The following is a 25,386-nucleotide window of genomic DNA, read 5'->3' as shown; positions in this document are numbered from 1 at the left end:
GTTTATCGATGAGTTATGCACAATGAACATGATTAAAAAGTTTACGCGCCGGAAGAACGCATTTTTTCGCTCTATCAAGCTCCATTTGATCAATCGGCGCTACCGGCATAAAGCCGCGCGGGAGTCCTTTCAGCCTCATCGCATCAAGAACGTATTGCTCCTGAGGCTGGATGACAAAATTGGCGATATGGTCATCACCACCGGATGCGCCAGGGCGCTGGCCGAAAAGGGTTACCGGGTTTCAGTGCTCACCGGCCCGTTGTGCAAACAGATCCTGAGCGGCTCTGAGTACCTGGAGAATATTCACCTTCATCGCCCGCGCATGGCGCTTGATGAATTGAAAACCGCGCAGTTTGATGCGGTCATCGATTTTGACGATGTGGTGTCCTATGAGCGTTTTAAACTGCATGCCGATCTCGGCGTGCCGTGTGTCATTGGTTTTAACAAAGACAACTATAAGCTGTTTGATCAGTCGATCCCCTTTTTCGACGAAAACAAGCATGTGACCGAGCGTTACAAAGCCGTACTCAACCTGTTTGGTATCGCCGATGCGCAGTACCACTACCATGTTCCGTTTAATCAACAGGAACACGATAAGCTGCAACGTTTGTTGGGGGATAAAACAGGCGATACGCGCTATGTCGCGATCAATCCCTTCACCGGATCGGAAGATAAAGATTTCAGTCGCGAGCAGGTGGTGAAACTTATCGATGCGCTACATTCGCTGCCTTTTCCTGTAAAAGTCATCATGATTGGGCAAAGCGCGAAGATAGCCAGCCTGGCGCTGGAAAATGTGGTCGTGGTGGAGAACAGCACCATTAACTCGGCTGTGGAGATCGTTCGCTGCAGCGATTTGGTGATCACGCCGGATACCTCCATTGTGCATATTTCCCGCGCTCTGGATAAACCGCTGATTGCGGTTTATAACAAACGGAAGCTGAAAGACACCGGCTTGCCAGGCTATAAAATTTGGGCACCCAACTACGCAAAGGCCCAGCAGATCATCTGTGACACGGATTTTATCTCTGCGATGCCTGTTAACGATTTAGTTCAGGCGGTGAAGCAGCGGCTGTCTGACTTGCAATAAAAAAGGCCCTGACGGGCCTTTTTTTATGATTGTTTTTTCAGACTCCGGCTGATAACAAGGCCGAGGGGCAACCAGAAGAGCACCCAGGATTCGCGCGGGTTGTTGATAATGAACATCCCCTGTGAAGACATAAAAATCAGCGCATAAATAAACAGGGCGACATCATAGCGATTATTTTCGCGGAATTTTTTCAGTGCCCGCCACAAACCTGAGCAGATCACCGCCATAAGCAGCGTAAATCCAACAATACCGCCTTTTAACAACGCCCCCAGATAAATACTGTGGGTGGTTGTGATGTGTTCACCGCTGTAGTTGGTGAAATCAAGCTGGTAATCAAAGCCGCGTCCCAGCCAGGGATGGCCAGAAAGCTCTTCCAGGGTATGGTGCCAGATACTCAGACGTAAACCGCTTTGTGAGCCGAGGATTTCGAATCGTTCCATCAGCATTACGCCCGCAGGGGTCAGTACGACGACAGCCGCCAGGATAAGAGCAATAACCAGGCAAATAATGATATTCCTGCGTGTTAATACACTTCTGTGCAGTGTAAAAATAAACGCAATAAGCAGTGCCAGAATGGGGCCACGGCTTTGGGTGATAATCATCATAATAAGCATGATGATGATAGGGATATAATAAAATTGCTGCCCTTTCTCTTTCAGCAACATGCAGGCGAGCAAGATCCCGACACCGCAATAACCGGCTAAATCAATGACATTCTGCGGACCCGGATTGGAAAGCGAAACCTGGCGTAAGCTCGCCACTAACGAATAATCCGTCGCCAGCGTGTAAATCGACAATACGGTAACACCGGCAACAATGCTGGCCAGCGCAATATGCCGGGTTTTCGGTTCTTCCAGTAGCGTCGTCAGGATCAGTAGGTAGACCACAATATAGAGAGTGTGCGTCAGCACCGATCCCAGATTGTAAAGCGTGTTACCCCAAATATTGGTCGCAGCATAATACAGCCCCATCAATGCGACCAAAATAAACGTCAGTCGCTTTTTTTCAGTTTTTTCAACAAATTGAAGAAAATTCTCTTTGTAGAAAAGTGAAAAAATAAACAGCGCGAAAGAGATATGGAAAAGATTATTCGTCCTGGTGGACATACAGAAAATAGCGCTAAAAAATAAAAACAGTGGAAACACGAAAGCATATGCTTTGCGCGATTTCTCACTAAAGGTCAAAATATTCATCAAACGCAACCTTGTGGAATATTGTGTCAGGAATAGCACTTTCCGGGGAAAGATTTACAATTTCTATGTGGTTCTTTTTCATCACCGTTGCCGCATGTGCAAAGGATGGCATTACAACGTTATCAACCTTTTCCTCGAGATAGGAAGGAAGCTTGCTGTCTGATGTTTCATAAAATCTCGGCTGGTTAAAATTGCTCATATCCAGACCCGTGATAACAATCTTGTTAAACCCAAGATAGAAGAGAATTTGTAACGCCCAATACGCTACCGTACCTGCGTCGAATATCCCGTGGCGAATATCGGTACTGAAACAGATATCCTGGCGGGTTTCGCAAAAAGATGCGCCGGGAACAGATTTGTACATTTCCCATTTCAACGCATCGGCCACCTTCGGCTGATAGATTTTGTAGCAGGCATCCTCAATTAAGGCTAAACGGCAGCGCAAATCTGCTGCATGGCGATCCAGGATTTTCGCAATCCCGTGCATGGTGGTGAATAAGAGGATGTTGGGATCAGCAATGACTGAGCGGATGACATCCTGTCGGCGGTCAAAAAACTCCATATCCACAATCACATACAGTGAAAATGTGACCTTACCAGAAAGGAACCAGGCGCCATTGACCCCCATAACCGGGATTGTGCACGGCAGTTTGCTGAAATCGATAGACTGGGTTGAAGGCCCTGTTGCCGTGAGCAATACCGTGCCTTCGGCGCTGTCTTTAAGCGCGCTGAGGTCCTCAATCGCCACCTCGCGCCCTTTGTAGCGCAAACGCGCAATTTCACCGGTGTCCGCTCTTTCAATTTGAGTATATGGCCAGAGACTTTCGTTATGCCGGAAGGTACGTGGACGCGTGTATCGGTATATTTGTTTAAAGAGTGAACCCATTAATCTGATACCTGTGTCTTAATCAAGGCGAAAACTTTCTCTGCCGGAATGTTCTCCGTCGCGTTCCCGTTGTCAGGCAAAACAGTATGTTGGTTTTTACCATAACCACCAATCAACCCTGGATCAGTAGGGCCGTACAGCGTCAGGTTGGGCCGATCCAGCGCTGCCGTAAGATGGCTTAACCCTGTATCCACCGATACCACAAACCGTGCTCCTGCGAGCTCTCTCGCCACATTTTCAAGGCTCATGCGTGGCAGGACCTCAACAAAGTCCAGCCCTTCGGCCAGCCGTTTGGCTCGCGCTTCTTCATGGGGAGCGCCCCAGGGTAATTTAATGCGCAACCCGCTGCCGGCAAGCAAGGAAAGCAGGGCCCGCCAGTGGGTTTCCGGCCAGTGTTTATCGTCGCGGGTTGTGGCGTGTAAAAAGACAGCGTAAGGCGATCGGGCGGCGTTCCCGACGGCAAAATGCTGCGCAATTGCGTAATCGCCCTGCGTTTGCGGTTTGGTGTAACCGAGGCTTTTCGCAAACAGCTCACGGGTGCGTTCCACCGCGTGCTGCTGCCTGGCAATATGGTGGCGGCGATTGTAGAACAGGCTTGCCAGTGGCTCACGCGCGGTTTGCCAGTCCATGCCGTGTTTCACGCCCCGCGCCAGCCTTGTCACCAGGGCGGCGCTTTTAACCAGCCCCTGGGCGTCGATGATCGCGTCATAGTGCTGCAATTGCACGGCGTCGCGAAACGCTTTGCGCTCCGCTTTGACCGGGGCGGAAAACCAGGCTTTGCGCCAGCGGCGGATCGCCACAGGGATCACCCGTTCAACGGCAGTATGCCAGGTGGGGATTTGGGCAAAACCCTCTTCCACTACCCAATCAAAACGAATGTCCGGTATCGTTTGTAGGGCATCGGTCAGCGCGGGCAGAGTATGCAGCACGTCTCCCATTGAGGAGGTTTTAACGATCAGTACCCGCATTGGTTATCCTTCCGCATCCAGCAACAGGCTATTCAACTCTTCCAGTACGCGCTGCGGCGTAATATCGATAAGGCTCTGGTGATAACCTTCCGCGGCATCGCCTTTACGTACCTTGTGATAGCCCGAAATCAGGCGGATCACCCGCGCTTTGTGCGACAGCGGCGGTGTGAAATCCGGGCTGCTTGGGCCATATAGCGCCACCAGCGGGCGATTGAGCGCGGCGGCGACATGCATCAGCCCGGAGTCGTTACTGACCACTGCTTTACAGGCGGCAATCAGCACAACCGCTTGTTCCAGCTGGGTTTCTCCTGCCAGATTACGGCACCATGCCTGCTGTTCCATGCTCAGGGCGGCGAGGATCTCATTACCGGCTTCGTGATCTTTTGCCGAGCCGAACAGGACGACCTGATAGCCTTCATCAATCAGCTGTTTCGCCAGTTCCGCATAGTGATAATGCGGCCAGCGCTTGGCGGGGCCAAATTCTGCGCCGGGGCAAAAACCAATGATTGGGCGTTCAGCGGAAATATTGAAGACCGCGCACACTTGCGACTTCTCACCGTCGTTGACCTGCAACTGCGGCCACAGCAGCGGTTGCGGCAGATCTTTTGCCGAGCGCATGACCCCTTTGTCGTAGGCCAGCGCGACATACCGTTCAACCATCAGCGGCCAGGCTTGCTTGTCCAGTACGCGGGCATCGTTGAGCAGGCCGTAACGCATTTCACCGCGCCAGCCGGTGCGGTGCGGGATCGCGGCAAAAAAGGGCACCAGCGCGGATTTAAAGGAATTCGGCAATACGTAAGCGCGATCGTAGCGGCGCTCGCGCAGGCTATGACCTAGCTTACGACGCGCGCCAATTTCCAGCGCGCCATGCCCCAGCGGCATAGGAATCGCTTCATTCACTTCCGGCATACGTGATAAAAGCGGACGGCACCACGCGGGTGCCATCACGTCAATTACTGCCTGGGGAAAGCGCGCTTTGAGCGTGCGATAGAGACTCTGCGACATCATCATGTCGCCCACCCATGACGGGCCAATCACCAGAATTTTCATACTTACGCGTCGCGGTTCAGCCATTCCATGTATTCGGTTACGCCTTCGGCGACGGTTTTGAACGGCTTATCGTAGCCGGCTGCGCGCAGGTTGCTCAGGTCAGCCTGAGTAAACGCCTGGTAGCGGCCTTTCAGTTTGTCCGGGAATGGAATGTATTCGATGCTGCCTTTTTTGTGGAAGGCCAGCGTGGCGTCGGCAACGGCCTGGAAGGACTCCGCACGCCCGGTGCCGAGGTTGAAAATGCCGGAAACGCCATTTTCCAAAAACCACAGGTTCACTGCCGCAACATCACCCACATAGACGAAGTCACGTTTAAAGTTATCACTGCCTTCAAACAGTTTCGGGCTTTCGCCATTATTCAGTTGGGTATTGAGGTGGAAAGCGACGCTCGCCATGCTGCCTTTGTGGCCTTCACGCGGGCCATAGACGTTGAAGTAGCGGAAGCCGACGATCTGCGAGTCTGCTTCCGGCAGGATAGCGCGCACATACTCATCGAACAGCAGCTTTGAATAGCCGTAGACGTTGAGCGGCTTCTCATATTCACGGGATTCGATAAAGTCAGATGTACGGCCGCCATAAGTCGCGGCAGAAGACGCGTACAGGAACGGAATTTCGCGTTCCAGGCAGTAGTGCAGCAGCTCTTTGGAGTACTGATAGTTGTTGTCCATCATGTACTTGCCGTCCCACTCCGTGGTGGAGGAACATGCACCTTCGTGGAACACCGCTTCAATATCGCCGAACTCTTCGCCAGACATAATCTGGATCAGAAAGTCTTCTTTATCCATGTAGTCGGCAATGTGCAGGTCGACGAGATTGACGAATTTGGTGCCGTCTTTCAGGTTATCCACCACCAGAATATCAGTGATGCCTTTATCATTCAGGGCCTTAACGATATTGCTGCCGATAAAACCCGCGCCGCCGGTAACGATGATCATAACTGTACCTTTGAAAATGAAGCGCTGAGACAATCTCAGACACGAATAGTACTTATCATACCATCACATTGACGACCCTTCAGCCATTCACCGGACAACTGCGCGGCTATGCGTGATTTATGCTACAAAATCGATAATGGATGATGTGTCATCTCGTATCACCGTATAGCTTTGGGTAATATGTGCCGAAATTTGCCCTGTCTGGAGAATTGCGATGCGTGGGGATTTTTATCAGCAGTTAACGAACGACCTGGAAACCGCACGGGCGGAAGGTCTGTTTAAAGAAGAACGCATTATCACATCGGCGCAGCAGGCCGACATCACTGTGGCGAATGGTAGCCATGTCATCAACTTCTGCGCCAATAACTACCTCGGTCTGGCTAACCACCCCGATCTGATTGCCGCGGCGAAAGCCGGTATGGACAGCCACGGTTTCGGTATGGCCTCGGTACGTTTTATTTGCGGCACTCAGGATAGCCACAAAGTGCTGGAGCAGAAGCTGGCCGAATTCCTCGGTATGGAAGACGCCATCCTGTACTCCTCCTGTTTCGACGCCAACGGCGGGTTGTTTGAAACCCTGCTCGGCGCGGAAGACGCCATTATCTCTGACGCCCTGAACCATGCTTCAATCATCGACGGCGTGCGTCTGTGCAAGGCCAAACGCTACCGTTATGCCAATAACGACATGCAGGAGCTGGAAGCGCGTCTGAAAGAAGCGCGCGAAGCGGGTGCACGTCATGTACTGATTGCGACCGACGGCGTGTTCTCCATGGATGGCGTGATTGCTAACCTGAAAGGCGTGTGCGATTTGGCGGATAAATACGATGCGCTGGTGATGGTGGATGATTCTCACGCGGTGGGTTTTGTTGGCGCAAATGGGCGCGGTACGCATGAGTACTGCGACGTGATGGGCCGTGTCGACATCATTACCGGTACGCTGGGCAAGGCGCTGGGTGGCGCATCCGGCGGTTATACCGCGGCGCGTAAAGAGGTGGTGGAGTGGCTGCGCCAGCGTTCGCGTCCTTATCTGTTCTCCAACTCGCTGGCGCCAGCGATTGTCGCTGCGTCCATTAAAGTGCTGGAGATGCTGGCTTCTGGCGCAGAACTGCGCGATCGCCTGTGGGCTAACGCGCGTCTGTTCCGCGAAAAAATGACCGCCGCAGGCTTTACGCTGGCGGGTGCCGATCACGCCATTATCCCGGTGATGTTGGGCGATGCTGTGGTGGCGCAAGAGTTTGCTCGCGAGTTGCAAAAAGAGGGCATTTACGTCACCGGTTTCTTCTACCCGGTGGTGCCAAAAGGCCAGGCGCGTATCCGCACGCAGATGTCTGCGGCGCATAGCCCGGAGCAAATTGAGCGTGCGGTGGCTGCGTTTATCCGCATTGGTAAACAACTGGGTGTGATTGCCTGAGGACTACGATGAAAGCGTTATCCAAACTGAAAGCGGAAGAAGGCATCTGGATGACCGACGTACCGGAGCCGGAAGTCGGGCATAACGATCTGCTGATTAAAATTCGCAAAACCGCGATTTGCGGGACTGACGTGCACATCTACAACTGGGACGACTGGTCGAAAAAAACCATTCCGGTACCGATGGTTGTTGGCCATGAATACGTGGGTGAAGTGGTCGGCATTGGCCAGGAAGTGAAAGGTTTCAAGATTGGCGACCGCGTTTCCGGTGAAGGCCATATCACCTGTGGGCACTGCCGTAACTGCCGCGCGGGCCGTACGCACCTGTGCCGCAATACCGTCGGCGTTGGCGTTAACCGTCCGGGGTGTTTCGCAGAATATCTGGTGATCCCGGCGTTTAACGCGTTCAAAATCCCGGACAATATCTCCGACGATCTGGCGTCGATTTTCGACCCGTTCGGCAATGCGGTGCACACGGCGCTCTCCTTCGATCTGGTGGGCGAAGATGTACTGGTTTCCGGCGCAGGGCCGATCGGTATTATGGCTGCGGCAGTGGCAAAACACGTTGGCGCGCGCCATGTTGTGATCACCGACGTGAACGAGTATCGCCTTGAGCTGGCAAGGAAAATGGGCGTGACCCGTGCGGTAAACGTTGCCAAAGAGAGCCTGACGGATGTGATGGCGGAACTGGGCATGACGGAAGGCTTCGATGTGGGCCTTGAGATGTCCGGCGCGCCGCCAGCATTCCGTACGATGCTCGACACCATGAACCACGGCGGTCGCATTGCTATGCTGGGCATCCCCCCGTCGGATATGTCTATCGACTGGAATAAAGTCATCTTCAAGGGTCTGTTTATTAAAGGTATTTATGGCCGTGAGATGTTTGAAACCTGGTATAAGATGGCGGCGCTGATCCAGTCTGGTCTGGATCTCTCGCCGATCATCACCCACCGTTTCAGCATTGATGACTTCCAGCAGGGCTTCGACGCGATGCGCTCGGGGCATTCCGGCAAGGTTATTCTGAGCTGGGACTAACAAAACGGAAGGGCGCTGGCAGGCGCCCTTTTTTACAACTATCCTCACATTCCCCAATTTTTATTTCGTTTAACCGCACAATTTCCCTACCCGTTTGCGTCAAGGCGATTAACCTGTTGAGCAACGGTTTAACTTTGATGTGTGGTCTTCCTTATGTTCAAAGTATCGGTATGCCTGCTGACATACAATTCAGCGCGACTATTACGGGAAGTGTTACCGCCGCTCATTATTGTGGCGGATGATTTCGTGGTGGTTGATTCCGGCAGTACAGACGCGACGCTCGATATTTGCCGGGATTATGGTGTTAACGTCCATCAGCGTCCCTATGACATGCATGGTCAGCAGATGAATTATGCGATCCAACTTGCGGCTCACGACTGGGTGCTATGTATGGACAGCGATGAGATCCTCGATGATCGGGTGGTCGATTTTATTCTGAAGCTTAAAGCAGGTCATGAGCCGTTGCGCGATCATGCCTGGCGTTTACCACGCTACTGGTACGTGTTGGGGCAGGAAGTTCGTACCCTGTATCCCATCTCTTCACCCGATTTTCCGGTGCGCTTATTTAACCGCCAGTGTGCGCGGTTTAACGATCGCCCGGTGGATGATCAGGTGGTCGGCGCGCTCACCTGCGCGAAAATGCCCGGCCGGGTGCGTCACGATACGTTTTATACCCTGCATGAGATGTTTAATAAGCTCAATGGCTATACGACACGGCTGGTGAAATACAATCCTGTCAGGCCATCCATCACCCGTGGGATCATTAGCGCGATTGGCGCATTTTTTAAATGGTATGTGTTCAGTGGGGCGTGGCGCGAGGGTAAGGTTGGCGCGGCGACCGGGCTATATGCCACGCTCTACAGCTTTATGAAATATTTTAAAGCCTGGTATGCCCATGCGGAGGAAAAATCCTCCGCGAGGACAAAAGAACATAACAAACGGGTGGTTTAAGCGCGGGGCGTCTTCCACCCTTGCCACTGGTTCCTGAAATAACGAACCAGCGTATTCTCACCAACACTTTCACTCACCACGTTAAAGAAACGGGTGGCGTAAACCGGTGCAGGTTTCTGCTTCGCTTTACAGAGTTTCACACCACGGAAGGGGTTACGCGGCGGCTGAGGTATCACGCCACCGGGCGTTGAGGTATCGGTTTGCAGTTCGTTCAGCAAGCTGCTCGGGCGCACCAGCGTAATATCCGCAGGCAGCGTGTAGATAACCTGCTGCAATACGTGAACGGTCGTCGGGTGTGGATGTCCAATGGCGATAGCGGAACCGTTGCGGCGCGCCAGTTCGACGGCTCTTTCAAACTGGCGGCGGATATCGCCCTCATTTTGCGTATCGTCGAGGAACACCTTGCGCTTAATCACTTTAACGCCGGTACCGGACGCGGCGCGCACCGCCTGGCTGTTACCGATGGTCATGCTGTCAAGAAAATAGAGGTTATAACGCTCCAGCGCCTGCATCACCTTTTGCATGCCAAACAGGCTGGAGGTCATCGCGCTGCCCATATGGTTATTCAACCCGACGGCGTAAGGGACTTTGCTGACCGCATCGCTGATGATTCGTTCTATTTCCGCACTGCTCATGTCCGGGCGCAGGGTGTCCTTTTCCAGCGGTTGCTTACTGAGGGGCGCCATGGGCAGATGGATCAACACTTCATGGCCGCTGTTATGGGCTTTGGTGGCCATTTCCCGGGCATGTGTTGCATTGGGCAGAACCGCGACGGAGACGGCGGACGGCATAGCCAGCACCTGGTTTTCCGTCTGCGGGCGATAGCCAAAATCGTCAATAACGATGGCCAGCTTTCCGGCCATAACCGGTGAAGAAAATGCCAGCACGCTGGTAAGCGCGAGAAAAAGACGACGAAATTGAAGCAAAACTTATCTTCCCAACCACGGTTGTGGATTGACCGCCTGACCCTGACGGCGAATTTCGAAATAGAGTGACGGTCGGCCCTGACCGCCACTGCTGCCAACGAGTGCTATCGGTTGGCCTGCGCGCACCTGCGTTCCCACGCTGACCAGTGCACTCTGGTTGTAGCCGTACAGGCTCATATCGCCTTTCCCGTGCTCAACCACCACCACCAGGCCGTAGCCTTGCAGCCAGTCGGCAAGAATAACGCGGCCATCGGCAACCGCTTTGACTTCGCTGCCTTCAGACGCACCGATAACAATCCCTTTCCAACGTAGCTCACCCTGCAACTGTTCGCCATAGCGATGCAGTAATGGGCCGCGAACAGGCCAGACGGCCTGTCCAGATGGTGAGCCAAGCCCACCGGTGCGGGACATCAGCGAGCGTTCGCTTTCGGTGGGTTTGTAGGTTGTGCCTTTGCGGCTGGCGTCTTTCTGACGGTCCCGTACGGCCTGCGCTTCGCGGGCTTCGCGCTCAGCGCGGGCTTTTGCTGCCGCTTCCGCACGGGCCAGACGATCGCGCAAACGTGATTCGTTGGCGCGCATTTCGCTCAGTTGCTGCTGGCCTTCCTGAATGGATGACTCAAGGCCATTCAGGGTTTTTTGCCGTTCACTGCGTGCCTGCTCCAGCTTCGCCTGCTGGGCTTTTTGCTCATACAGCAGCGTCTGTTGCTGGCTCTGTTTTTCTTCCAGTTCCGCTTTTTGCGCAGCGACCTCTTCGCGGGTCTGCTTCAACTGGGCGATAGTTTCCTGTCGCGCCTGGTTAAGATAGCCGAAATAGGCCTGCAAACGCTGACCGCGCTGGCCCTCTTCACCACTTAAAATCAGTTGAATGCCCGAATGTTCACCCTGACGGAACGCGGCATCGAGTTGTGCGGCAAGATTACGCTCCTGGGTCGCGCGCTGGCGTTCCAGTTTGGCGATTGACGCATTCATCTCATCAATTTGTTTATTGAGCTGGGCGAGGGTGTTTTGCGTTTCGTGTAGCTGACGTGCGGCGGCGGAAATCGCCTGTTCTTGCGCCTTTAGCTGGGCGAGAAGACCGGAACGTTGCTGCTGTTGCTGGCGTACTGCACGCTCTTTCTCGGCAATATCGGCCTGAATAGATTTGAGCTGGTCGCGGTCATCCGCGTGGGCGGATACGGCGCACAGCAATGCGCCAGCGCTGAGTGCGCTGGCGCAGAGCAGGGGACGGAGCCCGCCCCATGTAATTGAAAAAATCGCCTTTCCCCTCATGGGGAGCGATTATTCCACGATGAACAGCGGCTTACCAGTCATCTCTTGCGGGATTTCCTCTCCCATCAGCGTCAACATGGTCGGCGCGATATCAGAGAGTTTGCCGCCTGCGATGGCGTTTACGGCTTTGTCGCCAACGTAGATCAGCGGCACTGGCAGGTTAGTGTGCGCGGTGTGAGCCTGACCGGTTGACGGGTCGCGCATCTGTTCAGCGTTGCCGTGGTCTGCGGTGATCAGTAACTGGCCCCCCGCGGACTCAACCGCTTTGACGACCTGCTCAACGCAGTGATCCAGCGCTTCGACGGCGGCAACTGCTGCATCAAACACACCGGTATGACCAACCATGTCGCCATTCGGGTAGTTACAAATAATGGTGTCGTATTTGCCACTGGTGATGGCAGCGACCAGTTTTTCGGTCAATTCCGCAGAGCTCATTTCCGGCTGCAGATCGTAAGTTGCCACTTTCGGGGAGTTGATCAGGATACGATCTTCACCCGGGAACGGCTCTTCAACGCCACCGTTAAAGAAGAACGTCACATGTGCGTATTTTTCCGTTTCGGAAATACGCAGCTGGGTTCTGTTTTTCTTCGCCATCCATTCGCCGAGCGTATTCGCCAGAGAGGCTGGCGGGTAAGCAACAGCCGTTTTGATATCGGCGGCATATTCAGTCAGCATGACGAAATCGCCCAGCTTAACCACTTTCTTACGCGCAAAGCCGTCAAAGTCCGCATTAACGAACGCACGGGTAATTTCGCGCGCGCGGTCAGCGCGGAAGTTCATGAAAATCAGCGCATCGCCATCTTGCATGGCGGCGTCCGGCTGACCTGCAGCACGGATTACGGTGGCTTTCACGAATTCGTCGTTTTCATCGCGTGCATAGGCAGCCTGCAAACCGGCAACGGCGCTATCGACAGTGAACTCGCCTTTGGCCTGCGTCATCAGGTCGTAAGCTTGTTCAACGCGATCCCAGCGGTTATCGCGGTCCATAGCGAAATAACGACCGATAATAGAGGCAACGCGGCCTTTACCAAGCGCGGCGAATTTGTCTTCGAATTTTTTCAGTGAAGACTCAGCGCTGCGCGGCGGGGTATCACGTCCGTCGAGGAAAGCGTGCAGGTAGATTTTTTCTGCGCCGCGTTCCGCCGCCAGTTCCACCATCGCCATGATATGGTCTTCGTGGCTGTGCACACCGCCCGCAGAGAGCAGGCCCATGATGTGTACTGCTTTGCCAGCGGCAACGGCTTTGTCCACCGCGCCGGACAGCACCGGGTTGCTGAAGAAGGTGCGTTCTTTGATTTCCACGTCCAGGCGGGTCAGGTCCTGATAAACAATACGACCAGCGCCCAGGTTAACGTGGCCGACTTCGGAGTTGCCCATCTGGCGATCCGGCAGGCCGACTTCGAGACCAGATGCGTCAATCAGGGTATGAGGACGGTTTGCCCACAGTTGATCCATCACCGGGGTCTTTGCGTTGAAAATAGCGTTATCCTGCTGGTCTTCACGGTAGCCGTAGCCATCCAGAATCACCAGTACCATAGGTTTTTTAGAAACCGACATTGCGACAACCTCATGCTCAAAGACAAAAAAATTTTGCGTAATTTTACTACAGCTGAATCGATCAAATAGCCTCAGAAGATCAAAAAAAGCGCCTGCGCCGACGCCTGTTTTCACCGCCTTTACTCATTTTTTTCGTAACACTCCGCAGAAAATGCATTCCATCGCGCTCGCTGGCTGTATTTGCCACACTGCGCAGGTATACTCCTTTCCTGGTTTTTTTATCACTCAGTCGGGAGTCGTTACCCCAGATGCAAGAAATTATGCAATTTATCAGCCGCAACCCCATACTGTGTATCGCCTGGGTCGCGTTACTCGGGGCAGTGCTGTTCACCACTTTCAAAGGCATCGCGTCTAAAGTGAAAGTGATTTCTCGCGGCGAAGCCACACGTCTTATCAATAAAGAAGATGCTGTGGTGGTGGATCTGCGCCAGCGTGATGATTTCCGTAAAGGTCACATTGCAGGTTCCGTGAATTTGCTGCCAAACGAGATCAAAGCCAATAATGTAGGTGAGCTTGAGAAACATAAAAGCGCGCCGGTTATCGTGGTTGATGGCACCGGTATGCAGGCGCAGGCGCCAGCAAATGCGCTGACGAACGCGGGCTTCGAGAAAGTCTACGTACTTAAAGACGGTATCTCTGGTTGGATCGGAGAGAACCTGCCGTTAGTTCGCGGTAAATAATTTGCCCGGCGGGAGAGCTCCCGCGGGGTCAAAGCTGGAGAAGAGTTATGGCCAATATTGAGATCTACACGAAAGCAACCTGCCCGTTTTGCCACCGTGCGAAAGCGCTTCTGAGCAGCAAAGGCGTGACTTTTGCTGAGTTGCCGATTGACGGCGACGCGGTAAAACGTGAAGAGATGATTCAACGTAGTGGCCGTACAACGGTTCCGCAGATTTTTATCGATGCGCAGCACATTGGCGGCTGTGACGATTTATATGCGCTGGACGCGCGTGGCGGGCTGGATCCGCTGTTGCGTTAATGCTTTAAAGCACTACAACACTAAAGGGTTATTCACTCATGTCCGAACAAAACAACACCGAAATGACTTTCCAGATTCAGCGTATTTATACGAAAGATATCTCTTTCGAAGCGCCGAACGCGCCGCACATCTTCCAGAAAGAGTGGCAGCCGGAAGTGAAACTGGACCTCGACACCGCCTCTACTCAACTGGCGGAAGGCGTTTATGAAGTGGTTCTGCGCGTTACCGTAACCGCTTCCCTGGGCGAAGAGACTGGCTTCCTGTGTGAAGTACAGCAGGGCGGTATCTTCTCCATCGACGGTATCGAAGGTACCCAGATGGCGCATTGCCTTGGTGCATACTGCCCGAACATCCTGTTCCCGTATGCGCGTGAGTGCATCACCAGCCTGGTGTCCCGCGGTACTTTCCCGCAACTGAACCTTGCGCCAGTTAACTTTGATGCGCTGTTCATGAACTACCTGCAACAGCAGACTGGCGAAGGTGCTGAACAACATCAGGATGCCTGATGAACGCACTTAATGCTGCAATGACTGTGATCGGTGCCGGCTCTTACGGCACCGCTCTTGCCATCACACTGGCAAGAAACGGCCACCAGGTTGTGCTCTGGGGCCATGACCCGAAACATATCGCGACCCTGCAGCACGATCGCTGCAATGCCGCGTTTCTCCCCGATGTGCCTTTCCCTGACACCCTGCAATTAGAAAGCGACCTTACGCGTGCGCTCACTGCCAGCCGCAATATTCTGGTGGTGGTGCCAAGCCATGTCTTTGGCGAGGTGCTGGCGCAGATCAAACCGCTGATGCGCCATGATGCGCGCATTGTCTGGGCGACAAAAGGCCTGGAGGCGGAAACGGGGCGTCTGTTAGAAGATGTCGCGCGCGAAGTCTTAGGCCCGGATATTCCGTTGGCGGTGATCTCCGGCCCGACCTTTGCGAAAGAGCTGGCGGCAGGTTTGCCCACGGCGATTTCTCTGGCATCGACCGACCCGCAGTTTGCCGACGACCTCCAGCAGCTTTTGCACTGCGGCAAAAGTTTTCGCGTTTACAGCAACCCGGACTTCATTGGCGTGCAGCTTGGCGGCGCCGTGAAAAACGTGATTGCGATTGGCGCAGGCATGTCTGATGGCATCGGCTTTGGTGCGAATGCCCGTACTGCGCTGATTACCCGCGGCCTGACAGAAATGTCGCGCCTTGGTGCTGCGCTGGGCGCCGATCCGGCAACCTTTATGGGCATGGCTGGTTTGGGCGATCTGGTGCTGACCTGCACCGATAACCAGTCGCGTAACCGCCGTTTTGGCATGATGCTTGGCCAGGGAATGGACGTGCAAAGCGCCCAGGACAAGATTGGTCAGGTGGTTGAAGGTTACCGCAATACCAAAGAAGTGCGCGCGCTGGCACACCGGTTTGGCGTTGAAATGCCAATAACCGAGGAAATTTATCAGGTATTGTATTGCGGAAAAAATGCGCGCGAGGCAGCATTGACGCTATTAGGTCGTGCGCGTAAAGACGAACGCAGCAATCACTAAATACACATTATCTTTCCGGCTGCCTCCTTGTTGGCTGCGCCTGTGCATCCCCGGTTGCTTACTCACGTAAGCTGCCGGGCTGCTCAGATTGGCTGTCCCGAGGCATTCTGGATGATGTTGCGTATTGAAACGCAGATATTCTGGAGTAAGCAATGGCGTGTGAAGAACTGGATCTGGTCTGGAACAATATCAAAGCCGAAGCCCGGGCGCTGGCGGACTGTGAGCCCATGCTGGCCAGTTTTTACCATGCGACATTACTCAAGCACGAAAACCTGGGCAGCGCGCTGAGCTATATGCTGGCCAACAAACTGGCGTCGCCGATTATGCCGGCTATCGCTATTCGCGAAGTGGTGGAAGAAGCCTATGCTGCAGATCCGGAAATGATTGCTTCCGCCGCCTGTGATATCCAGGCCGTGCGAACCCGCGATCCGGCGGTAGATAAGTACTCCACGCCGCTGCTCTATCTGAAAGGTTTTCACGCTCTGCAGGCGTACCGTATTGGTCACTGGCTGTGGCTGCAGGGGCGTCGCGCGCTGGCGATTTTCCTGCAAAACCAGGTGTCGGTGAGCTTCCAGGTGGACATTCATCCGGCGGCGAAAATCGGCCGCGGCATTATGCTCGACCATGCAACCGGCATTGTGGTGGGTGAAACCGCCGTCATTGAAGATGATGTGTCGATTCTGCAATCGGTGACTCTTGGCGGGACCGGGAAAACGTCCGGCGACCGTCATCCGAAGATCCGCGAAGGTGTGATGATTGGCGCAGGCGCGAAAATCCTCGGCAATATCGAAGTCGGTCGTGGTGCGAAAATCGGCGCAGGTTCCGTGGTGTTGCAACCCGTACCGCCGCACACCACCGCCGCAGGCGTTCCGGCGCGCATTGTGGGTAAACCGGAGAGTGAAAAGCCGTCGATGGATATGGATCAGCATTTCAACGGGATAAACCACGGTTTCGAATACGGAGATGGTATTTAATTTTCTGGCTATTTTACTCGCCAGCCTGAACCAGGGCAGTGCTCAAAATCCTCACGTACTGCGCTGTCCGTGTTCAATCTGCCTACGCCAATAATGCCAGAAAAGTGTTACTCATGTTTCCGATTAATACCCGCCACTCGATACGCTAACCTTTCAACTGCGCAGTATTGCCCCTGGGTAACCTAACTGGCGCCAGGCCTCATATACCACCACCGACACGGCGTTTGACAGGTTCATACTGCGGCTGTCCGGCATCATTGGAATGCGGATTTTCTGCTCAGCTGGCAACGCATCAAGAATAGTTGCCGGCAGTCCGCGGGTTTCCGGACCAAACATCAGAAAATCCCCGTCCTGATAACTCACGGCACTGTGCGCTGGCGTACCTTTGGTGGTCAGCGCGAACAGGCGCTGCGGCTGTTCTGCGGCAACAAAGGCGGCGTAATCATGGTGGCGTTTCACGGCGGCGAACTCATGGTAATCCAGCCCGGCGCGGCGCAGGCGCTTATCATCCCAGGTAAAACCCATCGGTTCGATGATATGCAGGCTAAAGCCAGTATTGGCGCACAGGCGGATGATATTCCCGGTATTCGGCGGGATTTCTGGTTCGAATAAAACGATGTTTAACATAATGCTGCCCCTGATGATAACGCGGGGCAGAATAGCAGATTTTTCCCCTCACCCTAACCCTCTCCCCACAGGGGAGATGGGATCGACTGGAGCGCGTTTCACTTTCACTCCCCAAAGGGAAGTGCAGATTTTCCCCCTCTCCCTTACACCCCACAGGGGAGAGGGAACTTAACGCGCCAGGCCGTCAGGCGAAACACACTGTCGAACGCAGTGGCGGGGTGCTGTGGTTTCCCCTCTCCCCGGATTTACCAGGTTAATAGAGATCCGAAATCACCGGTAATTCATGCATTACCACTTGCATCATATTATCCCGCGCTTCATCCCGTGCCCCTGCCACCCATACGGCGGCCATCGGCAATTTACTGCGAATCGAGTCATAACCTTCGCCAATTGGAATGAATTTAATATTCAGCGCCGCCATGCGCATAACCCAACGAGGCATAATCGCTGCGCCCAGTTCTGCTGCCACCATATTAATAATGGTCTGTTTTTCATCGGCAATTTGAATCAGCGTCGGTTTAAAACTGGCATGTTCAAACAGGCTCAAGGTTAAATCGTAGCTGTGCGGGCGTACGCGTTTTTCCGGCACAATCAGCGGGATATCGCGTAAATCATCAACATTGATTTCACTGCGGTTGGCCAGTGGGTGCTTATCGGAAATCGCCAGCACCACATCTTCGTAAAACAGAAACTCGCTATGCAACGCGCTGTCCATCTGGCTTTGCGGGCGAATAAAAATCAGATCCAACCTGCCGGTTTTCAGCTTTGGCAGCAGGCGTGACGATTTATCTTCCAGAAAACTCAGTTCCACGCCTGGCCAGCGCTCGCGAAAATGGTGCAACACATGAGGAATAAGGCTGACCGCCGCACTGTCGATCGCGCCAATCCGCAGTTTTCCTGCATTCTGCCGCGCCAGCGTCTGAAAGCGTTTTTCGATATCGTCGGCACGCGCCACCAGTTCCCGCGCTTCCGGTAAAAACAGCGCGCCGTGGGGCGTGAGGGAGACATTGCGCGTTGAGCGCGATAATAACCGCGTGCCGAGATCCTCTTCCAGCAGCTTTATATAGCGGCCCAGCGCAGAAGGCAGCATATCCATTTTTTGCGCCGCGTGACCAAAATGCAGCTCGTCCGCCACGGCAATAAAGCACCTGAGCTGGTGAAGTTCCACCGACACGCCCTCACGATATAGGTTTGGTTTTATCGCTCTATAGTAATCGCTCTCCTGGCGGGATCACACATTACGCCTGTGAATATGTGACGCGGTTAAACCGCGCCATACCCGGTCTGATAACCCAAGGTACGGCGGCGGTCGGTTTCCGTGTTAGCCGCGCTTTTTTGGGCTTACAGCCCAACCTGCGCGGGTGGGTTGAGGATGTCGGCAATTTGCGCGTCACTGAGCGTAATGCCAAAGAAGTGCTGGTAAAAATCCCGCGTTTCTTGCTGCATATCCACATCAGCAAAGCGCTGCGGGTAGAGCATTTTTGCCAGCCACAGGAACTGTAACGCCTCTTCACTGGTTTCCCGGCACCACCAGAACATCCCTTTCGGGTTGGCATACACGCGATGGTGAACCACCGCATCCACACCCGCCCATTGTGGCGACGTTTGGATCTCCTGCGCATCGCGGCGGTTCATCGCCACAATCACCGACGGATTTGCGGCCACCACTTTTTCCAGCGCCACTTCCCCGGCGCTGTTTTTCTTGTCGCTAAACCAGTTTTCCGCCACATTGCGCGCCCCCGCCAGATCCATCCAGTCCTGATTCAACGACGGGCGGCCGGTGGTCGTGAGCGCATTGCCCATGCTGTGATAGACCGTCACCCGCTCAGACGCGGGTAGATCCGCAAGGCGGGTTTTCACCAGCCTGGCATTACGATCGAAATAGCGCTGGTAGTCGCGGGCTTTCTGCTGCGCATCCGTGCCCAGCACATCGGCGGTTTGCTGCACACGATGGGTCAGCGCTGCCATCGAGTTGGCTTCAAACGCCAGCACGCGCACACCGGTTTTCGCCAGCATATCGTCCTGTGGCACCGCCATGCCTTTCGGCACAAAAACCAGTTGCGCACCCAGTGCAATCAACTGCTCCGGATTCAGCTCATGACCCACATTCACGCTGACCACCGCCACGTTTGCAATGCGCGGCAGACTCTGGCGAAACAGCGGGATCTGTTGCGCCACACTGGACGTCCCCACAATGTTTTCGCCATAACCCAGCATGGTGATAATGGTGTTCTGCGCGGGCCACGGGGAAGCAATGCGCACATCTGCGTGTGGATCAGCGGCCCGCAGGCCGCCACTGACTAACATGCCCAGGCACAGAACAAGGGCGAGAAGCCGTTTCATGTTTCACTCCACTCAGAAGTCGAACGTCACGGTAGCGCGTACTTCACGGCCACTGCCCAGAAACGCGCTTGGGGAACCGCCGTCGCCATCGGTGCTCGACGGGAAGATGGACGCCCAGTAGTGCTCGTTGGTCACGTTATTCACCGTCAGGCGCAGCGTGGTGGGGATATCGCTGATTTTGGTGCGGTAACGCGTGCCGAGATCCAGCGTGGTGTAGCTGTCGGCCCACGCGGAGTTGGTATCATTGGCGGCGCGTTTGCCGGTGTAGTGGATGTTGGCGCTGTAGACCAGTTCCGGCATTGACGGCAGGTTGTATTCAACCAACAGGTTAGCCTGCACTTTCGGCACGCCGACCACGCGTTTGTTGGTGGTACTTTCCGAGACGGTATCTTTCAGTTGCGGGTCGAGGAAGGTCACACCGCTGTAGATATTCAGCCCGTCATACACATGCCCGGTCGCGGTCAGTTCCAGCCCGTTGTTCACCTGCTCGCCCTGCTCTTTGTAAACCATGTCGGTTGGGTCGACATAAGCGAACGGGCGTTTCAGGCGGAAGATCGCCGCACCGAGGTTCAGATCCCCGAGATCGGCTTTCAGACCCGCTTCATACTGCTGACTGCGGTACGGGTCCAGCGTCTGGCCTTCGTTTTTGATACCGCTGCCGGTGGAGGCGGTGCCGCCTTGCTCCAGCGAGTCCGCATAGCTGACGTAGGCCATCAGCGCCGGAGTGATTTTGTACATCAGCGCCACGTTCGGGCTTAATCCGTTTTGATCATCCTGCCCGGTCTGATTGCCGGAACTGTTGTAGTTCTTTGTTTGCAGCCAGCTCTGGCTCAGGTAGAACATCGCCGACCACTGCGGGTTGAAGGTCACCGTATCACCAACGGTGATGCTCTGCTGGGTGTTCTCGCTGGACTTGTAACGCGCGCCGTTGACGTTGATACGCCCGTCGCCCGGTTCGCTCATTGACGATGGCGAGTACATGTTGCTGCGGCCAAGCGAGTAACGCGTGGTGGAGCCTTTCGCGCCATAAATCGACCAGATATAGCCGGTGGTGGAGAGCGCCAGATCGTGGCCGATGCTGCCGGTATCGACGTGGCCGTTCAGGGTTACGGTGTTGCTCAGCACCTGGAAACGACCCGCTGCGCTGGAGTCGCTCAGCGAGCGGGTAATATCGCCGTCGCTGTTCGTGATGGTGCTGCTGACCGAACGCATCGCGCGGTCGGCCTGCTGCCAGCCCACCCCGGCAGTCATTGACCAGTCGTCATTAAAATAGTGGATCAGCCGCGTGCTGAGCGTGTCGGTGGTTAAGTCATTCCCCGCCGTACTGAGCGTCAGGTTTTTGTCTTTCGGGTTTGGCGCAGACGGCAGTTTAATGCCAGCACCGTAACTGAAGCTCCCCGGATACCCCTTCTGGATAAACTCATAGTGGCTGGCGTCTAATTGCAACTGCGTGCCGGGGTTGATGTTCCAGTCAAAAGCCACCGCCAGCAGTTTGCGCCGCAGAGTGCTGTCGTCGAGGTTGCCTTCGCCCTCTTCATTCAGGGCGTTAATGCGGTAGCCAAAGCGTTTCTCATCATCAAGATGACCACCCAGGTCGACACTGCCTGTTACCGCGCTGCGGCTCTGGTAACCAAGCGTGACGCGGCGCAGCGTCTCTTCGGTGGGGCGTTTAGCCACAAAATTAAACTGCCCCGCCGGGCTTGCCGGGCCATACAGCGCCCCGGTCAGGCTGTTGAGCACATCCAGCCGTTCGAGCATTTCCACCGGGAAGGCGGTGGTGGAGACAATGTTCAGCCCGTCGAGGCGGCTGTTCGCCACCACGCTGCCCTGCATACCGCGGCTCTGCGGGCGGCCTACGTCCATACCGCCGCGCGCCTGCATCTGCGTGCTGGGGGAGTACTTCAGCAACTCGCTAACGCTTTTCGCCTGCTGATTTTCAATCATCTCGTGTGTGACGGTGGTACTGGAATACGGTGTATCCACCCATGCTTTATTACCGAGCGGGCCGACATCAATATCCGACGTTTTAAATCCGGCGCCTGCCGCTGCATCATTTTGCGTCGTGCTTGTTTGCCCGGTCACGACGATTTCATCTTCTTTCTGTTTCGTGTCGGAATTATTTGCCGTTGAAGTCGCTGCCTGTGTGGCAAAAGGAATGAGAAGTGGCAACAGCGTTGCCAGCCTGGAGAGTTTAAGCATGGGGGAAATATACCGTTATGTAAAATGATATATTACGATCGGTAAAGATATGTCTCAATTGACAGAGATCATAAGGGCACGGATTATCAAGAAGTTACTACGTAGGGATTATATTTGAACGTTATTCACGTGACGGGATAATAATAATGTGAGCAGTACCGTTACGTGAATATAAAGGAGGAACGGTTATCACCGGGATAACCGTTTTATACCTGATGGGATTATATTGTGGCGCCGTTAACCATATACCACGGTTTTTGGCCAGGGCAGTTATGGATGCCCCACTCCCGCACGGGTTGCAGCTCCTTACGACCAGATTCATGAACAACGATTTTGTAGACTTTTAAATACCGCTCAGCCAGGCGCGAGGAGTCCGGCCGTTCAACACTGACATAGTAATAAGCGCCCGGTTCCGGTTTAAAGGTGACATAGCGCTCATTCACACGCGCCTGGTTCGTCAGGATCCCGCCGCTGCCATCCCGCCCGGCATAAATAATGCGCACGCTGATAAACTTCTCGGCGCTAACCCAGTATTCATCGCGGTTTTGCGTCATATCCGCGACGTAAGGCACACCAATTCGCTTGTGATCGCCCATTAAAGAGCCGGAACCAATAAACCCGTTTTTATTGGAATAAAGATTAATACAGCGGTCGGTTTCCGGGTAAATACGTGCCTCGGTATTATTCAGATCGAACGCCACGCCCACGCGATTCGGGCCGGTATAATCTTTGATACTCTGGTTATATTCCTTAACCATTTCATAAGTTGAGCAGCCGCTGAGTAACAGCACGCCCGCTAACGCCACCATCGCTTTCATTATTAAAACTCCTTGTAAAAACAAGATGATGCGATGGGATAAGAATAAACTCAATACGGGCAGGGAAAAGACAAAGTTGTTGCTGGCATTGCAGTTAGAGCGGGATTAAATGTCGGAAGTTTGAGGTAAGACTTAACCGTGAGAAATAAGCGTTCATGCCCGAAACAGCGGTAACGGTAGATATACTGCTCACAGCGCGAATGCCATGAGCAGTGGCAATGAATGATCACTCGCTATGTAGCGCGTTATCAGTTCAACGGTGTCAGAGCGCTCAGTTTAACAAACCCACGTTTGTTGCTCAGATGCCCTTTTTCCGCTTCGTCGTAAACTGCAACATAGATCCACGCTTTATCGACAGTTCTGATTTTAGCCAGCGTTTCATTACTGTTGACCGAAGCCAAATCTGACGCTGTTTCACTGGCTTCGCTTTTCAGGGATAACGTCTTTTCGCCCTCGTTTAACTGATATAACACGAGATAAGGCGTATCTGATCCACAGCCGCCGAAATCCTGAGTCATCATATCGTCAGCGTTTTGCGCAGCATTACCCGGCTGGAATGACAGCAGATCGGCTTTATAGTTATCTGCGTTGCATTCCATATAGTTAACCACCGCAGGCACTTTAATCGTACCAGGTTGGTTAACGTACCACTCTTTAAAGGTAAAGAAGTTATCCGGGATATTCCTAAAGCTCTTTTTGATAAATGCGATCTTCTGCGCTTCACTGCCTTTAACCGTAATATCAATTATTTTGTTATCTTTCTTTTTATTACCCAGGGCAAAATAGCGAAACGCTAACTCTGGCGTATTGACCGTTGCATCAACATTCCAGTTCGGTTGCCAGTAAGCCTGGAGTACACCGTTTTTTATTTCCACCGTCGCCATTGCGCGAAGAGAGAACACAGCGAGAAAAAGAAAGAATATCAAGCTGGCGTATTTTTTCATTTTTTGCAATCCCTGTGTCATTATCCGTTATTTTATAACTTAATATCCCCATGAAAATCAAGAAGAATAAAGAGCATACAAGTAGCTGGGGTAATTCACGAATATGCCAGTTTATCTATTTTCTCTATATCCAGAATAAGTTGATTATCGAGACCACTTTTATCCAATCGCCTTAAAATAACGCAAATTATGCGCAATAAAGATAATACAGTGCTTACTGCATTACGATGCAAACACGCAACAGATGCAGTAGATGCAATTAATTCATCGGCATAGCGATCTAGATTGAGTATGCAGGAAGATCTCTGAATGTGAGTGGCACGGTTATATAGGGCGCTTATAGTACAGATACTATATAACCACCGATATTATTTGATATGATATATTCATATCTATTCATTCATTAGCTTTTCTAAGGCGAAAAAGTAAGTCAATAAACAGAATCCTCCATACGCGAGATTAAATTCTCATCCAAAAACCACAAACTCCTTTTTATATTTCATAATTATTTGGAAGTTTCCCAATACATTACCGACAGTCCCCTTGGGTAAGAGAGTTCTTTTGGCTGTTTTACCGTAATCCGCACTATAGATAAGATATTCTTCATTATTACTGCCTGGATAACAGAACAGATAAAAACCTGACTCAGTGATCTCCGGAGGACTTAGAAAAACACCCACGCGATTTGTACAAGAAACATCCAAATCATCAGGATCTTCTGCAAGAAAAACTCCATGTGAATGAGCCAATTTCTTTAATAGCGTATGGTCAGAAACTGACATATCTAATCCAATATCTTCACTATCGATTATCTCTTTATAACTGTCTTTTAGATAGGTCATGGCCATGCCAATGTATAATTAGAGCCCTCCGCTGGGTATATTTCATCTTCAATAAAGAAGATAACACGCCAAATTTCCAGTATCCATCATCTGTTTTCTCCAGTAGATCGTAAAAAACAGCAAACTCATACGGCTGACAGAAAATCATGATTCTTCCTTAGACTTACTCATTTCTCGATTTAAAATTTTGATCCAATCATATCGACCACCTGCGTAGATAACTAAGAGGCTTGTGCTACCTATAACCGTTGAAAGTATAAAAGACAGAGCAGGTTATTCCCTCGTGAATAAACCCCCAATTTTTCTTCCCTGAACATATTTATCTAATGTCTTATTGTCTCCATAACCTATTATATTCAAATTGTATTCGCACCTACACGTAAATAAACCTCCTCTTAAAGGGTAATTTCATAAAGTGTATCAGGAGGAGCCTCATGCAACTCAAAATCCGCATGAATTACATCATAAAGCTCAGAAAATTTAATCTTTCTAGTATGTTCAATCTGATTGCCATCTGTTAATGCGATGACCATTTTTTTTGCATTTGTTATTATGAATATATCGCGAAGTACATCAAGAAGAATATTAAGTCGTTCTTTCCCAGATAAAGGAAATCCTATATCTGCCTCTGGCGCATAATCCAGATAATCTATTAAATAAGTAGCATTTGGATAGTCTGGCCTATCTCCAATTAAAAAGGCGTAACAACCATCCATAGGTAAAAAACCCACTGGAAAGTTATATAACTGTTCTTTACCTATTTCAATAATCCCTATTTTTTGATTTTTTTTATACCTATCTAAATTATTCTCGCCCTCCAAATCCAACGAGGGAGAAATGTAACCACAAACATCATTAGACATATTCA

Annotated in this window: 25 protein-coding genes; 9 read left to right on the top strand and 16 right to left on the bottom strand. The window is 52.6% G+C overall.

Annotated features, from left to right (window positions below; all coding sequences use genetic code 11):
- Positions 1-22: 22 nt before the first annotated feature.
- Complete coding sequence (locus tag ACQ3G7_RS21050; RefSeq protein WP_430891853.1) at positions 23-1,087, top strand: glycosyltransferase family 9 protein; 1,065 nt, start codon at positions 23-25, stop codon at positions 1,085-1,087.
- 23 nt (positions 1,088-1,110) lie between these two features.
- Here the strand turns inward: ACQ3G7_RS21050 and ACQ3G7_RS21045 are convergent, their stop codons facing one another.
- The 5 genes from ACQ3G7_RS21045 to rfaD are packed head-to-tail and all read right to left on the bottom strand — an operon-like array spanning position 1,111 to position 6,119.
- The gene (locus ACQ3G7_RS21045; protein ID WP_430891851.1) at positions 1,111-2,280 is read right to left on the bottom strand and encodes an O-antigen ligase family protein; all 1,170 of its coding nucleotides are present in this window, start codon (positions 2,278-2,280) and stop codon (positions 1,111-1,113) included.
- The gene (locus ACQ3G7_RS21040; RefSeq protein WP_430891849.1) at positions 2,261-3,166 is read right to left on the bottom strand and encodes a WaaZ-like lipopolysaccharide core biosynthesis protein; all 906 of its coding nucleotides are present in this window, start codon (positions 3,164-3,166) and stop codon (positions 2,261-2,263) included. The genes ACQ3G7_RS21045 and ACQ3G7_RS21040 overlap by 20 nt, the downstream gene beginning before the upstream one ends.
- Complete coding sequence (rfaC, locus tag ACQ3G7_RS21035; protein WP_430891847.1) at positions 3,166-4,134, bottom strand: lipopolysaccharide heptosyltransferase RfaC; 969 nt, start codon at positions 4,132-4,134, stop codon at positions 3,166-3,168. Before rfaC ends, ACQ3G7_RS21040 begins: the two co-directional genes overlap by 1 nt.
- A gap of 3 nt (positions 4,135-4,137) precedes the next feature.
- Positions 4,138-5,184, bottom strand: coding sequence for an ADP-heptose--LPS heptosyltransferase RfaF (gene rfaF, locus ACQ3G7_RS21030; protein ID WP_263101007.1), 1,047 nt, complete (start codon positions 5,182-5,184; stop codon positions 4,138-4,140).
- A gap of 2 nt (positions 5,185-5,186) precedes the next feature.
- Positions 5,187-6,119: an ADP-glyceromanno-heptose 6-epimerase gene (gene rfaD / locus ACQ3G7_RS21025; protein ID WP_263098803.1), complete on the bottom strand. Its 933-nt coding sequence runs from the start codon at positions 6,117-6,119 to the stop codon at positions 5,187-5,189.
- Positions 6,120-6,333: 214 nt separating this feature from the next.
- Between rfaD and kbl the strand changes: the two genes are divergently transcribed.
- From kbl to ACQ3G7_RS21010, 3 genes are all read left to right on the top strand, one after another.
- Positions 6,334-7,530, top strand: coding sequence for a glycine C-acetyltransferase (gene kbl, locus ACQ3G7_RS21020; protein WP_430891845.1), 1,197 nt, complete (start codon positions 6,334-6,336; stop codon positions 7,528-7,530).
- An 8-nt stretch (positions 7,531-7,538) separates the two neighbouring features.
- A complete protein-coding gene (gene tdh / locus ACQ3G7_RS21015; protein WP_430891843.1) occupies positions 7,539-8,564 on the top strand; it encodes an L-threonine 3-dehydrogenase in 1,026 nt (341 codons plus the stop codon).
- 153 nt (positions 8,565-8,717) lie between these two features.
- Positions 8,718-9,515, top strand: a complete 798-nt coding sequence (locus tag ACQ3G7_RS21010; protein WP_061492518.1) for a glycosyltransferase family 2 protein — start codon at positions 8,718-8,720, stop codon at positions 9,513-9,515.
- Here ACQ3G7_RS21010 and ACQ3G7_RS21005 read toward each other — a convergent pair.
- From ACQ3G7_RS21005 to gpmM, 3 genes are read right to left on the bottom strand one after another with little or no spacing between them, the layout of a single operon-like run.
- Positions 9,512-10,441, bottom strand: a complete 930-nt coding sequence (locus ACQ3G7_RS21005) for a divergent polysaccharide deacetylase family protein (RefSeq protein ID WP_430891840.1) — start codon at positions 10,439-10,441, stop codon at positions 9,512-9,514. The genes ACQ3G7_RS21010 and ACQ3G7_RS21005 overlap by 4 nt on opposite strands.
- Positions 10,442-10,444: 3 nt before the next feature.
- Positions 10,445-11,710, bottom strand: a complete 1,266-nt coding sequence (gene envC, locus ACQ3G7_RS21000) for a murein hydrolase activator EnvC (protein ID WP_430891838.1) — start codon at positions 11,708-11,710, stop codon at positions 10,445-10,447.
- 9 nt (positions 11,711-11,719) lie between these two features.
- On the bottom strand, positions 11,720-13,267 hold the full coding sequence (gene gpmM, locus ACQ3G7_RS20995) for a 2,3-bisphosphoglycerate-independent phosphoglycerate mutase (RefSeq protein ID WP_263098809.1): 1,548 nt from the start codon (positions 13,265-13,267) through the stop codon (positions 11,720-11,722).
- 248 nt (positions 13,268-13,515) lie between these two features.
- Here gpmM and ACQ3G7_RS20990 point away from each other — a divergent pair, with 248 nt between their 5' ends.
- From ACQ3G7_RS20990 to cysE, 5 genes are all read left to right on the top strand, one after another.
- Positions 13,516-13,947, top strand: coding sequence for a rhodanese-like domain-containing protein (locus ACQ3G7_RS20990; RefSeq protein ID WP_061492521.1), 432 nt, complete (start codon positions 13,516-13,518; stop codon positions 13,945-13,947).
- 47 nt (positions 13,948-13,994) lie between these two features.
- A complete protein-coding gene (gene grxC / locus ACQ3G7_RS20985) occupies positions 13,995-14,246 on the top strand; it encodes a glutaredoxin 3 (RefSeq protein ID WP_263098810.1) in 252 nt (83 codons plus the stop codon).
- 38 nt (positions 14,247-14,284) lie between these two features.
- Entirely contained in the window at positions 14,285-14,752 is a 468-nt protein-coding gene (secB, locus tag ACQ3G7_RS20980) for a protein-export chaperone SecB (RefSeq protein WP_017458193.1), read from the top strand.
- Positions 14,752-15,771 carry an NAD(P)H-dependent glycerol-3-phosphate dehydrogenase gene (gene gpsA / locus ACQ3G7_RS20975; RefSeq protein WP_430891835.1) on the top strand — a complete coding sequence of 340 codons (1,020 nt, stop codon included), beginning with the start codon at positions 14,752-14,754 and terminating at the stop codon, positions 15,769-15,771. The genes secB and gpsA overlap by 1 nt, the downstream gene beginning before the upstream one ends.
- A 152-nt stretch (positions 15,772-15,923) precedes the next feature.
- The gene (gene cysE / locus ACQ3G7_RS20970; RefSeq protein ID WP_263098812.1) at positions 15,924-16,745 is read left to right on the top strand and encodes a serine O-acetyltransferase; all 822 of its coding nucleotides are present in this window, start codon (positions 15,924-15,926) and stop codon (positions 16,743-16,745) included.
- Positions 16,746-16,898: 153 nt separating this feature from the next.
- Here the strand turns inward: cysE and trmL are convergent, their stop codons facing one another.
- The 8 genes from trmL to ACQ3G7_RS20925 form a co-directional block, all read right to left on the bottom strand.
- Positions 16,899-17,372: a tRNA (uridine(34)/cytosine(34)/5-carboxymethylaminomethyluridine(34)-2'-O)-methyltransferase TrmL gene (trmL, locus tag ACQ3G7_RS20965; RefSeq protein ID WP_263098814.1), complete on the bottom strand. Its 474-nt coding sequence runs from the start codon at positions 17,370-17,372 to the stop codon at positions 16,899-16,901.
- 253 nt (positions 17,373-17,625) lie between these two features.
- A complete protein-coding gene (locus tag ACQ3G7_RS20960; RefSeq protein WP_430891833.1) occupies positions 17,626-18,546 on the bottom strand; it encodes a LysR family transcriptional regulator in 921 nt (306 codons plus the stop codon).
- 167 nt (positions 18,547-18,713) lie between these two features.
- A complete protein-coding gene (locus tag ACQ3G7_RS20955) occupies positions 18,714-19,679 on the bottom strand; it encodes an ABC transporter substrate-binding protein (protein ID WP_430891925.1) in 966 nt (321 codons plus the stop codon).
- Between the two features lie 48 nt (positions 19,680-19,727).
- Positions 19,728-21,914, bottom strand: a complete 2,187-nt coding sequence (locus tag ACQ3G7_RS20950) for a TonB-dependent siderophore receptor (RefSeq protein ID WP_430891831.1) — start codon at positions 21,912-21,914, stop codon at positions 19,728-19,730.
- 221 nt (positions 21,915-22,135) lie between these two features.
- The gene (locus ACQ3G7_RS20945; protein ID WP_430891829.1) at positions 22,136-22,732 is read right to left on the bottom strand and encodes a hypothetical protein; all 597 of its coding nucleotides are present in this window, start codon (positions 22,730-22,732) and stop codon (positions 22,136-22,138) included.
- 248 nt (positions 22,733-22,980) lie between these two features.
- Positions 22,981-23,676 (bottom strand): hypothetical protein, encoded by a 696-nt coding sequence (locus ACQ3G7_RS20940; protein WP_430891827.1) that lies wholly within the window; start codon positions 23,674-23,676, stop codon positions 22,981-22,983.
- Positions 23,677-24,143: 467 nt separating this feature from the next.
- Positions 24,144-24,518 carry an Imm42 family immunity protein gene (locus ACQ3G7_RS20935; protein WP_430891825.1) on the bottom strand — a complete coding sequence of 125 codons (375 nt, stop codon included), beginning with the start codon at positions 24,516-24,518 and terminating at the stop codon, positions 24,144-24,146.
- 395 nt (positions 24,519-24,913) lie between these two features.
- Positions 24,914-25,381 carry a hypothetical protein gene (locus tag ACQ3G7_RS20925; RefSeq protein ID WP_430891821.1) on the bottom strand — a complete coding sequence of 156 codons (468 nt, stop codon included), beginning with the start codon at positions 25,379-25,381 and terminating at the stop codon, positions 24,914-24,916.
- Positions 25,382-25,386 lie beyond the last annotated feature (5 nt).

This window comes from Kosakonia sp. N21 (assembly GCF_050587465.1).
Lineage (GTDB): Bacteria > Pseudomonadota > Gammaproteobacteria > Enterobacterales > Enterobacteriaceae.
Note: the sequence above shows the minus strand (reverse complement) of the source record. Positions and strands in the feature narration are given on the sequence as shown.

Bases quoted from the DNA above. Each gene is read 5' to 3' on its own strand.
- secB (WP_017458193.1), top strand. From the start codon at position 14,285: ATGTCCGAACAAAACAACACCGAAATGACTTTCCAGATTCAGCGTATT.
- ACQ3G7_RS20935 (WP_430891825.1), bottom strand. From the start codon at position 24,518: ATGACCTATCTAAAAGACAGTTATAAAGAGATAATCGATAGTGAAGAT.
- kbl (WP_430891845.1), top strand. From the start codon at position 6,334: ATGCGTGGGGATTTTTATCAGCAGTTAACGAACGACCTGGAAACCGCA.
- rfaC (WP_430891847.1), bottom strand. From the start codon at position 4,134: ATGCGGGTACTGATCGTTAAAACCTCCTCAATGGGAGACGTGCTGCAT.
- grxC (WP_263098810.1), top strand. From the start codon at position 13,995: ATGGCCAATATTGAGATCTACACGAAAGCAACCTGCCCGTTTTGCCAC.
- ACQ3G7_RS20955 (WP_430891925.1), bottom strand. From the start codon at position 19,679: ATGTTAGTCAGTGGCGGCCTGCGGGCCGCTGATCCACACGCAGATGTG.
- ACQ3G7_RS20940 (WP_430891827.1), bottom strand. From the start codon at position 23,676: ATGAAAAAATACGCCAGCTTGATATTCTTTCTTTTTCTCGCTGTGTTC.
- trmL (WP_263098814.1), bottom strand. From the start codon at position 17,372: ATGTTAAACATCGTTTTATTCGAACCAGAAATCCCGCCGAATACCGGG.
- ACQ3G7_RS20925 (WP_430891821.1), bottom strand. From the start codon at position 25,381: ATGTCTAATGATGTTTGTGGTTACATTTCTCCCTCGTTGGATTTGGAG.
- rfaF (WP_263101007.1), bottom strand. From the start codon at position 5,184: ATGAAAATTCTGGTGATTGGCCCGTCATGGGTGGGCGACATGATGATG.
- ACQ3G7_RS20990 (WP_061492521.1), top strand. From the start codon at position 13,516: ATGCAAGAAATTATGCAATTTATCAGCCGCAACCCCATACTGTGTATC.
- ACQ3G7_RS21050 (WP_430891853.1), top strand. From the start codon at position 23: ATGAACATGATTAAAAAGTTTACGCGCCGGAAGAACGCATTTTTTCGC.
- cysE (WP_263098812.1), top strand. From the start codon at position 15,924: ATGGCGTGTGAAGAACTGGATCTGGTCTGGAACAATATCAAAGCCGAA.
- tdh (WP_430891843.1), top strand. From the start codon at position 7,539: ATGAAAGCGTTATCCAAACTGAAAGCGGAAGAAGGCATCTGGATGACC.
- ACQ3G7_RS21040 (WP_430891849.1), bottom strand. From the start codon at position 3,166: ATGGGTTCACTCTTTAAACAAATATACCGATACACGCGTCCACGTACC.
- ACQ3G7_RS21045 (WP_430891851.1), bottom strand. From the start codon at position 2,280: ATGAATATTTTGACCTTTAGTGAGAAATCGCGCAAAGCATATGCTTTC.
- gpmM (WP_263098809.1), bottom strand. From the start codon at position 13,267: ATGTCGGTTTCTAAAAAACCTATGGTACTGGTGATTCTGGATGGCTAC.
- ACQ3G7_RS20945 (WP_430891829.1), bottom strand. From the start codon at position 22,732: ATGAAAGCGATGGTGGCGTTAGCGGGCGTGCTGTTACTCAGCGGCTGC.
- ACQ3G7_RS20950 (WP_430891831.1), bottom strand. From the start codon at position 21,914: ATGCTTAAACTCTCCAGGCTGGCAACGCTGTTGCCACTTCTCATTCCT.
- envC (WP_430891838.1), bottom strand. From the start codon at position 11,710: ATGAGGGGAAAGGCGATTTTTTCAATTACATGGGGCGGGCTCCGTCCC.
- rfaD (WP_263098803.1), bottom strand. From the start codon at position 6,119: ATGATCATCGTTACCGGCGGCGCGGGTTTTATCGGCAGCAATATCGTT.
- ACQ3G7_RS21010 (WP_061492518.1), top strand. From the start codon at position 8,718: ATGTTCAAAGTATCGGTATGCCTGCTGACATACAATTCAGCGCGACTA.
- gpsA (WP_430891835.1), top strand. From the start codon at position 14,752: ATGAACGCACTTAATGCTGCAATGACTGTGATCGGTGCCGGCTCTTAC.